Origin of the sequence: Emticicia sp. SJ17W-69 (assembly GCF_051209875.1) — a bacterium.
GTDB lineage: Bacteria > Bacteroidota > Bacteroidia > Cytophagales > Spirosomataceae > Emticicia.
Map to the genome: position 1 here is coordinate 45,134 of NZ_JBNTQY010000004.1, position 13,782 is coordinate 58,915.

The window sequence follows — 13,782 nt, forward strand, 5'->3', positions numbered from 1 at the left end:
GGATAGTTATTTAAAAAGTTTGGGAGCAACTACACTGAGATAATATTTTACATTCATCCAAGTATGTCCACCTTCAGTAAAAAGGCTTTCATATTTAATTTTCTTTTGGTCAAGCACTTGCATAAATTCTTGATTGACACCGTAAAGCATATCATCTTTACCAACGCCAATCCAAAATAATTTAAGATTTTTATTGGTTTGTATGGGGTCTTTGAACGCGGCTTCATTGTTTCTGTCGAACTCATTTTTTAGCATTCCAGGTGCAAAACCACATACATAAGCAAACTTATCCGAATTATTAAATCCAAAGTAAAGTGTTGTGCCGCCGCCACCTGAAAAGCCCGCAATAGCTCGATTGTCTTTGTTATTGATTGTTCGGTAATTCTTCTCAATAAATGGCATTAGATTTCCGAAAAAATCTTTCTTAAATTCTTGTAAATTATCCCAATTTCTTAGACTACCCGATGACTTACTGATAACTGGAAAAGCACGGCCATACGGCATTACAATAATCATAGGTTTGGCTTTACCTTGAGCGATGAGGTTATCCAAAATGATATTGGCACGCCCAACTTTTGTCCAAGTTTCTTCAATGTCAGTAGTTCCATGAAGTAAATAAAGCACTGGATATGAAACTTTTGGATTATTTTCATAACCTGGTGGTGTGTAAATAACCACTGGTCGAGTTCCTAATTCGGTAGATTGATAGTAACGATAAGAAACCGTTCCGTGCGGAACATTCTGTAAGGAGTGAACCAACGGTGTACTACCTGTAACTTCTACCACGCTATTCTGAAATCCTTCGTTTGGAAAAATGGCAGTATTATTTGGATCAGCTACCGATACACCATCTACGTTAAATGAATATGGGTACATATCTGGCTTAATTGGTGCAGTTTTTACAGCCCAAATTCCTTGTTGGTCTTTAGTCATAAGCAATGGGCTTTTTTCAAACTGAGCATTTAGCGTAACAGTTGTTGCCTTAGGTGCATAAAAACGAAACGTTACGCTATTGTCGATATGAACTTCAGGCGAAACCACATTAGGTAGTGAATTTGGTTGTGCCACACATAGTAGAGACCTACTCGCCAATATTAATAGAAGAATTATTTTTCGAATATTCATAATTAATAAATAGGTTAAATTGCTTATTTTGAGGTGATTATATCTAATTCTGAGTAGGCAGAAGAAGAACCTTCTTGGGCATTCTTCAGTGCTTTAAACTTGATATATCTGGCAGCTATTGTTTCAAAGTTTTTAACTTGCCAGAAAGGATTGTTTTTAATATTTGAAAACTCTCCTTCACTAACCAATTTCCAGTTTGAGCCATCGCCTGAAACCCAAAATTGAAAGTTTGTAATAATACTTCCTTCTTCCCACCAATTTTGAGCGGGTAAGTAACGAAAACCTTCAAGCTTTTCTGTTTTTCCTAAATCTATCACAAGGTCGGCAGGCATTGATTGGTTACTTTTCTGACGCCAAGAAGTTCCAGCGTTGCCATCCAATAACTTATTGGCATTTGGGTCTTCGGTACTTGTAATTTTCCATGATTTACGTGAAATATCAAATAATTCTTCATTCGCAATACTTGATTGTTTTGTGAAAGGATTATAAGAAACTGCCTTGATTTCTACTTTTCCATCAGTGGTTTTTACTGGCGAAGTGTACTTTTCAGATTTTGCTGTAGGTTGGCTACCATTGATTGTATAGTAAATTTCTGATTCTTTATCTCCCGAAATAAAACTTACTACACCCTCTTTATCTCGGATAATTGTTGGAGGAGTTAAGACAATCGGAGCTTTATAAACTTCAATATTTGAGATAAGTGGACAGCTTTTTGCATCCAAAATATTGAATCGTAATTTTGTTGTTTCCACAGTCGGGAACCGTAAAATTCGTTTGTAACCAATAGTAGTTTCTTTGGCAATTTCTATCCATTTTCCACTGACAAAAGCTTCTAAACTAAATGATTTTACTCGCTGGCCCAATTGAATAGGTTCTTGTACCAAAAATCGGTTGAATGAAGTTGTTTTTCCAAAACCTAAAGTGAGTGATGCTGCTTTTATATCGTCATTGGTAGCCCAATAGGTATCATTGCTGTTATCTAAAGCTTTATTTGCCGCAAAAAGTCCTTTTGTTCCTCTGGAATGGTTGGCTGATGTCTTTGCTTTTTTTGCTAAATTATTTGCAAAAGTTTCTTTTAAAGTACTGGCCAATTCCATTACGGCTTTTTCATCTTTTTTATGAATAAGTCCGTTAGGCATAATTGGAAAATTGAGAAGCATTGTAGCATTTCTGCCTACAGAATGATAATAAATATCTAAAAGTTGAGGTAAAGTTTTTACTTTTCTATCTTCTCTTTCGTGATAAAACCATTCGGGACGAATCGATGTATTTACTTCTCCAGGAACCCAAGCATTTCCGTCTTCAACGCCATGCCTGAGCATATCTTCTGGCACATCTCCTTTTGCATTTAACAAACTCCAGTTGGTTTCACCTACATAACCTGCTTCTGTACCTACCCATCGTAAATCTGCTCGGTCTCCACCATCATTCCAAATGACAATGTTTGGTTGAAGTTTCCGAACCAATTTATAGGTGTTTTGCCAGTCGTAATAGGTTTTTGCATCAATTTTTCGGGTTTCATTAGCTCCACCATAAAAGCCATTTCCACCATTAGCACCATCGAACCATACTTCAAAAATATCACCATAGTTGGTGAGCAATTCAGTTAATTGATTTCTAAAATAAGTAATGTATTCAGGTTTGCCATAATCAGTATGGTTTCTATCCCAAGGCGACAAATAAACGCCAAACTTAAGTCCAAATTCTTTACAAGCTTCAGCCATTTCTTTGACCACATCGCCTTTGCCGTTTTTCCATGGTACATTCTTTACTGAATAATCGGTATACTTGGATGGCCAAAGACAAAAACCACTATGATGTTTTGCAGTAAAAATTATCCCCTTCATTCCAGCTTCTTTACATATTCTAGCCCATTGCCGACAATCTAATTGGGTTGGATTAAATAACTTAGGGTCTTCATTACCATAACCCCAAGCCACGTCTGTATATGTATTAATAGAAAAATGAATAAAAGCATAATACTCCATTTTTTGCCATTGCAATTGATTCTTTGTTGGAATGGGGCCAAAAGGTTTAGGACTATCATTTTGGGCAAATGAAAATGAGAAAGATATTAAAAAAAGGGTCAAAAGCTTTTTGTTCATTATATATTAATTGTTTTCTAAAATTGATGCTTACCCATATTATTTAATTAAACTGTTTCTTTCCATCCAATCAAACAGAGGATTCATCCAACCTTTATGGCGGAAAATGAAACCATGATCTCCTTTTGGGAAAATGTGCATTTCTACTTCTACTTTGTTTTTACGTAGGTTTTCAAAATAAGAAATACTATTGTCCACATCAACCAACTTATCATCTGCGGCATGTGTGATCCATGCCATGGGAGTATTAGCTTTTACTTGTAAGTCATTTGAATATAAGTCTTTATCTTCTTTTGATGGATTTTTACCTAAAAGATTGTCACGAGAGCCACCGTGAGTAAGAGCATCTTGCATTGAAATTACGGGGTAAATCAATATTTGAAAATCTGGTCTTAAGTTTGTATTTTGTTGATTATCAATCAATGTTTTTTCAAAATGAGTGGCAGCCGTACTTGCTAAATGCCCTCCCGCACTAAAACCCATCACTCCGATTTTATTTTTGTCTATTCCGTATTTTTCTGCATTTTCTCGTACATATTTAATAGATTGTTGTACATCTTGTAAAGGACCTATCTTCTTATCAAGCATGATTTCATCGCTTGGAAGCCGGTATTTTAGCACAAAGGCAGTTATTCCTTTTTCGGCCAGAGCTTTGGCTACTGAAATACCTTCACCATTGTAAACAATTACGCCATAACCACCTCCAGCAATTACAATTATCGCTGTTCCATTAGGTCTTTCAGGTTTTATATATTCGAGTGTTGGGCTAGTGATTCCTTTATATAGGCCCTTGTCGGCACCTGTTTCTGCTATATTAGAAGGTTTGGAATTTGGTACATTGGTGGAATACAAATTGATAATCTGCTGAGAAAAAGCAGAAAATCCACAGAAAAAAATAATAAATCCAATGATACAAACTCTAATTTTGCTACGCATATTTTTTGTAGATTTATTCATCAAAATTATTATTTAGTGATTTTTAATAATGCCTCAGCGTATCTTTTGCCAAACTCACGAACACCCTCACTGTTGAAATGTAACTTATCAGGAACAGCGGGCAAACCTTTCGACGAAACCACCAACGCTTTTGGAATTGTTTGAGGTAGTGTAGCTATAATTTCGTTATGGCTCGCACATTTACCTCCTTGATCTGCTCCAACTACTTCTCCAGCAATGAGGGGAATAGAGTTAGGGGCAATATTTAGGTCTGACAAAATATCATCATAAATTTTTTTTACTTGTGCGGGCCAAGTTTTATCACCTGTATTCGATTCGCCTTGATGAAGTAAAATCCCCTTGATTACACCTGCTTTCTGGGCGAGTTTTGCCATTTCAATCAATCTTTCATAAGGATTCCCACCGTAAGAATCTGCCATTTTTATCATCCACGGTTTTTCTTTTGCCGAAGAGTCGAGGTAGGACTTGTATTTTACTTTGTCAAATATCTCGATTTTACTACCTGCCACAGCAACATGAACCAATCCCAATGATTGATTTTGTGGCATATTTTCTAGCATAGTGCGACCAAAATAATCGGCTGGAGAAAGGCGAGTATCACATCTACAAAGTGGAGGCTTGGCGATATACCAATGACCTTTTTGTCTATTTAGTTTGGGGCAATCTAAAGCTTCTAAAATTTTGAAACGACTGCTGATATTGACAGTATCTTGTGCCTCGATACGTGCTGCACCTTCCATATTTGACTGGCCAATGCAGAGATAGATATGAAAATTAGGGTCTTGTGCAAGTGCTTCGCATACAACTATTAAAAGGTAAATGATTGTTAGTATTCTTTTCATTATAAGTAAATATTTGAAATTTGCTCAATGCTACAAGATTTTTTTGACTTTTTTTACGTTGACCGAATTAATTTTTTTTGTCTGGATTTAATATGGTTTAACTGTTGATTAATTTGGTTTTTTTCTTCAATCTTCCTTCCCTATTGCCTTTTTTACCTGTTTAACATGAATAAGGTGTTGAAAATGTTTTATTTATTTAGCTTGTGATTCTTTTTAATAAAATTATCTTTTTATTTTTCTTTTGGAGAAATTTTGAACTTTTGAATATGTTTTAATGATGATTAAATAAAAATAATACTCAAAAGGTGTTTTTTAATGGTTAGGTAATGTGATTTTTGATTAAGAGGTGGATGTCTCAAAAGTATTTTCATTACAAAATAACTTGTAATTTAACTTTTAAAACATCCACCCTTAAATTACCCATTAATAACCAGGATTTTGGTCTTTCTGGTCAATCTTCGGATTATTGTCAATTTCTGCTTGAGGAAGTGGCAATAATTCGTGCTTATTTGCAGTAAAATATGAAATTGACTCGGTAGTTTGTTTTTTATTCTTTCTCCATCTGAGAAGGTCAAAATTACGCACTTGTTCGGCTGCTAACTCTACATAACGCTCATGTTGAAGAGCTTCAAATACTTTTGCTTTTGAATCACAAGGGTAGTTTTTAGTAGGATAAGGAGGCATATCCACCGATTTTCTGGCTCTTACTTGATTCATCAAAGTAATAGCTCTTGCCGAATTGCCCAATTCATTTTCACACTCGGCAAGCAATAAAAGTACATCAGCATAACGCATAACACGCATATTGATTCCGCTTGATGCAAAACCTGCATTCGATTTGTAGAGAATCGAGTATTTTCTCCAACTTATTTTCAAGTCTTTGCCATCGAGTTTAGATAAATTTCCTTGAACGGCATCATCTTTAAGTACGTCTTTTCCGTTATTGAATGTATCACCTGTTTTCCAGAAAGACATATCAAATCGAGGGTCATTTTTTGTATCACCTTTGGAAGTTCTTTCATAGTTATCCAAAATTTTATTAGATGGAATCAAGTTTCTCCAACCAATCGGCGAGTACTCTTGGGTTCTGATACACTCTTCTTGAGCACTGTTACCATCACCATCTGGTCCACTCCAGTTGAATGCACCGTTTGAAGGAGAAAATACCATTTCAAAGATTGACTCTGCATTAAACTCGCCTTCTTCGTTAGTTAAGTCAAGGTAGTTATCAACAATTTTGTATCGACCCGAACTTACAATTTTTTCCAATTCAGTTTTTGCACTTGCATAATCTCCTTGTTGTAAATAAGTGCGAGCCATCAACATCTGAGCAGCAGCTTTGGTTGCTCTACCTGCTTCACTTGCTGGATAAGAATCTGGCAAAACACCTTCAGCAGCTTTCAAATCGTCAAGTACTTGCTTATAAACTTCTAGTTGAGTTGCTCTTGGTTTTGCACCATCAACAGATTTTACATATTCAGTGTATAAAGGTACACCTCCCCATACAGTACCTAATTCATAGTAAGCCAATGCACGCAAGAATTTTGCTTCACCCACAATGCGGTTTTTTGTAGCTGCTGTAAAAGAAGCTGTTGTCTTTGCCGCACTTTCAATTACCACGTTTGAGCGGTGAACAACTCTAAACCAACCTGTATAACAATCATTTGAAACAGAATTACCTGCATCATTCGCACCAATAAGCAATTGATTACGGGGTGCTTCGAGCTGTCCACCACCGGTAGCCATTTCATCACCTCTTAAATCATGAACAAAAAACCATTCTCTGGCACCAAGACCAAATCCTTGTAATAAAGCATATGCAGAATTAATGCCAGCAGTAAGTTCACCATCGTTTGTGAAATAGGTGTCAAACGTTACACCGTTTGGATTTACTTTATCTAAATCTGAATCGTCGCAGCTCAGAATAGTTGAGAGTCCGATTATTCCCGTAAGTAATAATATTTTTTTCATTTTTAATCGTTGTTAAGGTTATTAATTCAAGCCAAGGTTCAGGCCAATAGTCATTGTACGAGCTTGTGGGTAGGTCCCAGTATCAATTCCTCCATTAATTTCAGGGTCATAACCCGAATACTTAGTGATGGTAAGCAAGTTTTGGCTTGTTACATAAATTCTTGCTTTGGTTAATACATTATTAGTGATTTTCGATAATTTATTTGAAGGCAATGTATAACCAATCGTTAAGTTTTTCAATCTTAAATAAGAACCATTATCTAGGAATCTGTCAGAGGTTCTGGTGTTTTGGCTTGGGTCACCACTTACTGCACGAGGGACATCAGTGTTTGTGTTATTTGGAGTCCAAGCATTTAATACATCGGTTGTAGCATTGAATAACCTCAACATACCTTGTCCGATAACTTTCGTACCATTGTAAATTTTATTGCCATAAACACCTTGGAAAAATACTGCAAAATCAAAGTTTTTATAAGTACCTGCATAATTTAATCCATAAGAGAATTTTGGAAGATAACTACCTAAGTAAGTTCTATCATTTGCGTCAATTTTTCCATCTCCATTCATATCTACATACTTAATATCACCAGGTTTTGTATTAGATGTTTGGTAGAGTGATTTAGGGTCACCATCAATTGCGTTGGCTGCCGAAATCTCAGCTTCGCTTTGGAAGATACCCGCTACTTTCCATCCGTAGAATGAACGGAAAGGTTGTCCAGCTTCGGTACGAACAATGTCAAATCCACCAAAGTCAGCTCCAGCACCTGCATTGATTGTTGCGTTTGGTGTGGCCAAACTCAATACTTTATTTCTAACTAAATCGAATGTACCAGTAATGGTAGACTTCAAATCATTTTTATCCAAACGGTAGCCAAGCGATAACTCAAATCCTCTGTTTTGCATACTTCCTACGTTTGCCAAAGGACTACTTGAATAACCCAATGATTGAGGAAGTGGCACAGAAAGCAATAGACCATCTGTTTTGCGTTCATAAACTTCAGTAGTTAACATAATTTTGTTGTTGAACAATGAAAGGTCTAATCCAATGTTCTTCATGATTGTCTCTTCCCAGCTCAATCCTGTATTACCAAGACCATTGAAATATGAACCCAATTGAGAAGCATTTCCAAATGAGTAATTAGTATTATTTGCAGAAATCAATGGTTGCCAGTCATAATCACCAATGGAATTATTTCCTGTTACACCATAGCTGGCTCTTAGTTTCAATTCTGAAATGGCTTGCAAATCTTTCATGAATGATTCTTCACTAATTCTCCAACCAGCCGAAACCGATGGGAATGTACCCCATTTCTTGCCAGGTGCAAATTTTGAAGAACCATCACGACGAATCGAACCACTTATTAAATATCTGCTTGCAAACTCATAATTTACACGTCCAATAAAGGAAATAAGTGAGCTTTCTGTAGTAGAAGTTGTTCCTGAAATATTTGATGCCCCTTGCACTTCTTTGATATTATTATCAGGACGTTGTCCAGAAAGGCTAATCGACTTGAATTGAGCATCTTGTTTTTCTGCAACTGCCGTTGCACTGATCGAGTGCTTACCAAATGATTTATCGAAACTTAATTGATTAGTAAATACGGAAGAGAAGTATTGACCTCTGCTCTGTCCAAGTGAAGCAGTTGGACGGCTACGGTTACCATCATCATAAATTGGGGAAAAAGTACTATTAATATTGCTAGCATAATCTCCACCCATGGTAAATTTGTATTTCAACCAATTGGTGAATTTGATTTCAGCATATAATGTTCCTAATACTTTGTAAGAGCGGTTGATGTTATCTTTTTGCTCCTGATTTACTATACGCATTGGGTTTTCAGGGTCAGTTGCATCCAAGCCCTGTGCTGTTGTACTAAAACCGCCAATTTTAGTTGGATCATTTACTGGCCAGTATGGAGTCATACGCATGATATTCATTACCAAACTTCTACCACCGGCACTTCCTTCGCCGATACGTGTGTCATTAGACACCATCATTGTTTGGCCAATCGAAATGTATTTACCAATGCCATGGTCTGTGTTCAAACGGATACTTCTACGACCATATTCAGTGAACGGAAGCACACCATTTTGTTTGAAATCACCAATAGACAAATAGAATTTCGATTTATCAGTACCACCCGAAATTCCAATTTGGTTGTTACGGATTGGGCCATTTCTAAACATCACATCTTGCCAATCTGTTTCGGTTTGTGCAAAAGTAGTTGTTGCACCTGGGTAAATTGGAGTATTCATGTTTGAAAAGCGTCCCGGAACAGCTTGTCCAGAAGCCGTCAATAAGGCAGTACCGTATTTAATGTATTCGGCACTGTTTAGTAAATCAAGCGTTTTCCATACCTGTTGTGTACCGATATACGAATCAATTGTTACATTCAATTTACCTGCTTTACCTTTTTTAGTTGTGATCAATACAACACCGTTTGCTGCTCTTGAACCATAAATGGCCGATGCACTAGCATCTTTCAATACTTCAATAGATTCAATATCGTTTGGAGCAATCGTATTCAAACCACCACCAGGTACTCCATCTATTACATATAATGGATTCGAGCTGATACTAATTGAACCAATACCTCTGATACGAACAGTTGGCTCTGTTCCTGGGCTACTACTATTGACAACCTGTACACCTGCAACTCGACCCTGCATGGCTTGTGTAGCACTGATAACTGGTTGCGTTACCAAATCTTTGTTAGTAATTGATGATACGGCACCTGTCAATGATGTTTTCTTTTGCGTACCATAACCCACAACCACTATCTCTTCCATCAAACTTTCATCAATTTCTAAAGACAAATTGATTTCTTTTTGATTTCCAACTTTTTTTTCAACAGGTTTGTATCCTAAAAAGCTAAATACCAATGTGTTTTCTGGCGATACTGTTAATTCATAACGACCGGAAGCATCTGTAATAGTGCCTTTATTTGCACCTTTGATTGTAACATTCACGCCATGAAAGGCATCTCCATTTTCATTCTTAATTACACCTTTAACTTGAGCCATTAGTGTTCCTAATGAAAACAGAGACAATGCTAAAACCAGTAATAGCATTCTCAACCTTTGAGAACGCTCTTGATAATGGATTGAATTGTAATTGTTGTTTTTCATTTTGTGAAGAGTTGAAATTTAAATTATAGATTTTGTGATATTATGGGCTTTTAATCTATATTGTGTCATTTAAACACAAATAATTACGTGTCAAATGTACACATAATAATTTTCAAAAAAAGAAAATGTTACTTTTTTTTTATTAAATAATACTATTTTGACATGAACTGAACTTTTTCTTGAAATAATTCATTTAAATCACAATCCATTTCTATTTTATTATTATGAAATTTATTTTAACTACTTACTTTTTTTTAGTTGTATTGTTTGGTTGCAAACAAAAGACGGACAAATTGTTTGAAAAAGTATCGAGCAAAAACTCAAATGTTGATTTTGTAAACTCGCTCAAAGCAGATGAAAAATTAAATGCCTTTACCTTTACTAATTTCTATAATGGAGGAGGTGTTGGTATTGGTGACTTTAATAATGACGGGTTGGATGATATAATTTTTACAGCAAATCAAGCAAGTTGTGACTTATATTTGAATAAGGGTAATTTAAAATTCGATAAAATTACAAAAGTAGCTGGGCTTACAACTAGTAGATGGTGTAATGGTGTATCTATTGTTGATATCAACAATGATGGTTGGGATGACATTTATATTTCAGTAGCTTTTCATCAATCAATGAAAGAAACCAGAAATCTACTTTTTATCAACCAAAAAACTAAAAACCCAACATTTAAAGAGCAGGCTTCTTCGTATGGACTTGATTATGCAGGTTATACTACTCAGTCTGTTTTTTTTGATTACGACTCAGATGGAGATCTTGATGTTTTTTTGTTGAATACCTCACCCGATACCCAAAATCCAAGTTATTTAAGACCACGTGTGGATGATGGCACACAACCTTCGACAAGTAAACTTTTTCAAAATTTTGGATTTGTTGATGGCCACCCCATTTTTAAAGATGTTTCGAAAGAAGCAGGAATCCTTTATGAAGGGTTGGGTTTAGGTGTTGTTGTGGCTGATTATAATAATGACAATTTACCTGACATCTATTGTTCTAATGATTTTTTGAGTTCAGATATTCTTTATCAAAATAATGGAGATGGTACCTTCACTAATGTTTTGAAAGAAGCAATGCCACATACTGCCATGTCGGGAATGGGTGTTGATGCAGCTGACATTAATCAAGATGGAAAAGTGGACCTTTTTCAGCTCGATATGTTGCCTGAAACAAACGCCCGACAAAAGCAAATGCTTGGTAAGCACGATTATGACAAAAAAGAAATGAGCATTAGACCCCCACATAATTATCAGCTACAATATATGCGGAATATGCTGCAAGTTAATTTGGGAAATAAAGGAAGCATTCCGCAGTTTAGCGAAAATGGTTTGTTGGCTGGGGTTGCCAAAACAGACTGGAGTTGGAGTACGCTCCTTTGCGATCTCGACAATGACAGATTAAAAGATATTTTTATTTCGAATGGTTATAGGAAAAATGTGACAGACCTTGATTTTATTAGTTACTATCAAAATCAAAATATGTTTGGCTCCGATAAAGCAAGGGCCGAAAATCGAATGAAACTACTCGAACAAGTGCCAGAAATTCAACTAAAAAATTATGCTTATCGCAATAATAATAGTCTTGATTTTGAAAATGTTTCAGAGACTTGGGGATTAGACGAACTTTCTTATGCCAACGGCTCGGCATTTGCTGACCTCGATAATGATGGAGATCTTGATTTGATTGTTAATAATATTGATAGTGAAGCGTCGATTTTCAAAAATAACACTGAAAAACAACTACAAAATAAAAGCCTAAAAATAAAATTTGAAGGCAACAAAAATAATATTGCTGGCATAGGAGCAAAAGTTTCGGCGTGGCTTGGTGGCGAACAACTTTTTTTTGAAAACTTCCCTGTAAGAGGATACCTTTCTTCCATGCCAAAGAGTATTTTGATTGGCATCGGTAATGCTCAAAAAATAGACTCTTTGGTTGTTTGGTGGCCAGATGGTAAGGTTCAGAAAAAATATAATATCAATAATTCACTTAAAAACCTTACTTTAAAATATTCAGAAGCATTACTAAGCCCGAAGAAGAGTTTTACAACAGAACCACTTTTTCAACTTGTAAATAACTCGTTAGACTACCAAAACAAAGAATCTAGTTTTAATGATTTCAACGAAACTGCTACTTTACACAAAATGCTTTCGAGATTCGGGCCTGCAGTAACCAAGGCAGATATCAATGGCGATGGCTTGGAAGATATAGCTATTGGTGGATCATATATGGGCACCGAGACGCAAATCTACAGTCAGACTCCAAAAGGTGGATTTTTCAAAAAATTCGAAATTCTAACAAGTAAGAATATGGAGGTTGGTGCGGTCCATTTTTTTGACTCCGATAATGATGGTGATCAAGATTTAATTTTAGCAGGTGGTGGGTGCGAACGCCCACTGGATATTTCTGAATCATTTCAACCGCAACTTTGGAAAAATGATGGGAAAGGGAAGTTTTTGCTTGCTGATGTTTTGCCGAAACTAAATGTGAGTAGTCGAGTAATTGAAACTTTCGATTTTGATAATGACAAGGATCTTGATATTTTTATTGGTGGGCGATTAATGCCAAATCAATATCCAACAAGTCCGAAGAGCTATATACTAAGAAATGATAATGGGAAATTTGTTGACATTACAGCTCAAGTTGCTCCATTTTTAAATAATCTCGGCATGGTTTGCGATGCAGTGGCAATTGATATTGATAAAGATAATTTCAAAGAACTGGTGCTTGTGGGCGAATGGATGCCTTTGACGATTCTGAAAAATAATCATGGGAAATTGACGCTTCAACAAAAAGAAAATACTGAAGGCTGGTGGAATACGATTGAAGTTGCCGATTTGAATAGTGATGGGTTGCTTGATTTAGTGCTTGGAAATGAAGGTAAAAACTCATTTTATAAAGCCAAAACTGACCAACCTGTTGTGCTTTTGGCAAAAGATTTTGATGGAAATGGCAGAATTGATCCGATTATGGGTCAGTATATCAATAATGAATTAGTGCCTGTGCATCCAAGAGAAAATCTTAATCTGCAAATCAATTCTTTCCGAAAAAAATATACTACTTATAAAGATTATGCCTCGGTGCTTTTTGATGATTTGTTATCAGAAAATGACAAGAAAGAATCCATTAGAAAAGAAGTTTATGATTTATCGTCCTCAATTGCAATTAATAATGGGAAAGGAGATTTTATATTATCCAAACTTCCGTGGCAAGCCCAGCAAGCACCTGTATTTTCCATTATCACCAAAGATTTCAACCAAGATGGACATATTGACATATTATTAGGTGGAAATTTTTTTGCTAATGAGGCTCATCAAGGAAGGCAAGACGCTTCGAGAGGTACCATACTTTTGGGGAATGGTAAGGGTGGATTTAAAGCAGTTAGCTTTGAAGAAAGTGGTTTAAATCTAATCAATGATATCAGAAGTACTGTTTTTCTAAATAAAAACAATATTTTACTTGTATTTGCTAATTCAGGAAGTAGCCAAACGTATAAGTTGATGATCGACCGTTTGCCTTTAAAATAGCTGATAATTTTTCAAACGTATCTTTTATACAATTAATCTTAAGTTTTTATTTAATTGAATAAGTTCTTAAAATTTAAACAACCATTGAAGTTTTGATGATTTCAAAACTTCAATGGCAAA

Annotated in this window: 7 protein-coding genes; 1 reads left to right on the top strand and 6 read right to left on the bottom strand. The window is 35.7% G+C overall.

The features are described 5' to 3' along the window. Positions 1-6: 6 nt before the first annotated feature. The 6 genes from ACQUQZ_RS25005 to ACQUQZ_RS25030 form a co-directional block, all read right to left on the bottom strand. Positions 7-1,125 (bottom strand): esterase, encoded by a 1,119-nt coding sequence (locus tag ACQUQZ_RS25005; protein WP_435357958.1) that lies wholly within the window; start codon positions 1,123-1,125, stop codon positions 7-9. A 23-nt stretch (positions 1,126-1,148) separates the two neighbouring features. Beyond that, positions 1,149-3,230, bottom strand: a complete 2,082-nt coding sequence (locus tag ACQUQZ_RS25010) for an alpha-L-fucosidase (RefSeq protein WP_435357959.1) — start codon at positions 3,228-3,230, stop codon at positions 1,149-1,151. A gap of 39 nt (positions 3,231-3,269) precedes the next feature. Next, a complete protein-coding gene (locus ACQUQZ_RS25015; protein ID WP_435357960.1) occupies positions 3,270-4,166 on the bottom strand; it encodes an alpha/beta hydrolase in 897 nt (298 codons plus the stop codon). Between the two features lie 29 nt (positions 4,167-4,195). Beyond that, positions 4,196-5,029, bottom strand: coding sequence for a sialate O-acetylesterase (locus ACQUQZ_RS25020; protein ID WP_435357961.1), 834 nt, complete (start codon positions 5,027-5,029; stop codon positions 4,196-4,198). Between the two features lie 423 nt (positions 5,030-5,452). Then, positions 5,453-7,000: a RagB/SusD family nutrient uptake outer membrane protein gene (locus ACQUQZ_RS25025; RefSeq protein WP_435357962.1), complete on the bottom strand. Its 1,548-nt coding sequence runs from the start codon at positions 6,998-7,000 to the stop codon at positions 5,453-5,455. Positions 7,001-7,021: 21 nt separating this feature from the next. Continuing rightward, positions 7,022-10,129 carry a SusC/RagA family TonB-linked outer membrane protein gene (locus ACQUQZ_RS25030; RefSeq protein ID WP_435357963.1) on the bottom strand — a complete coding sequence of 1,036 codons (3,108 nt, stop codon included), beginning with the start codon at positions 10,127-10,129 and terminating at the stop codon, positions 7,022-7,024. 224 nt (positions 10,130-10,353) lie between these two features. On the opposite strand from ACQUQZ_RS25030, the gene ACQUQZ_RS25035 reads away from it, so the two are divergent. Then, positions 10,354-13,662 (top strand): VCBS repeat-containing protein, encoded by a 3,309-nt coding sequence (locus tag ACQUQZ_RS25035; RefSeq protein ID WP_435357964.1) that lies wholly within the window; start codon positions 10,354-10,356, stop codon positions 13,660-13,662. Positions 13,663-13,782: the final 120 nt, after the last annotated feature.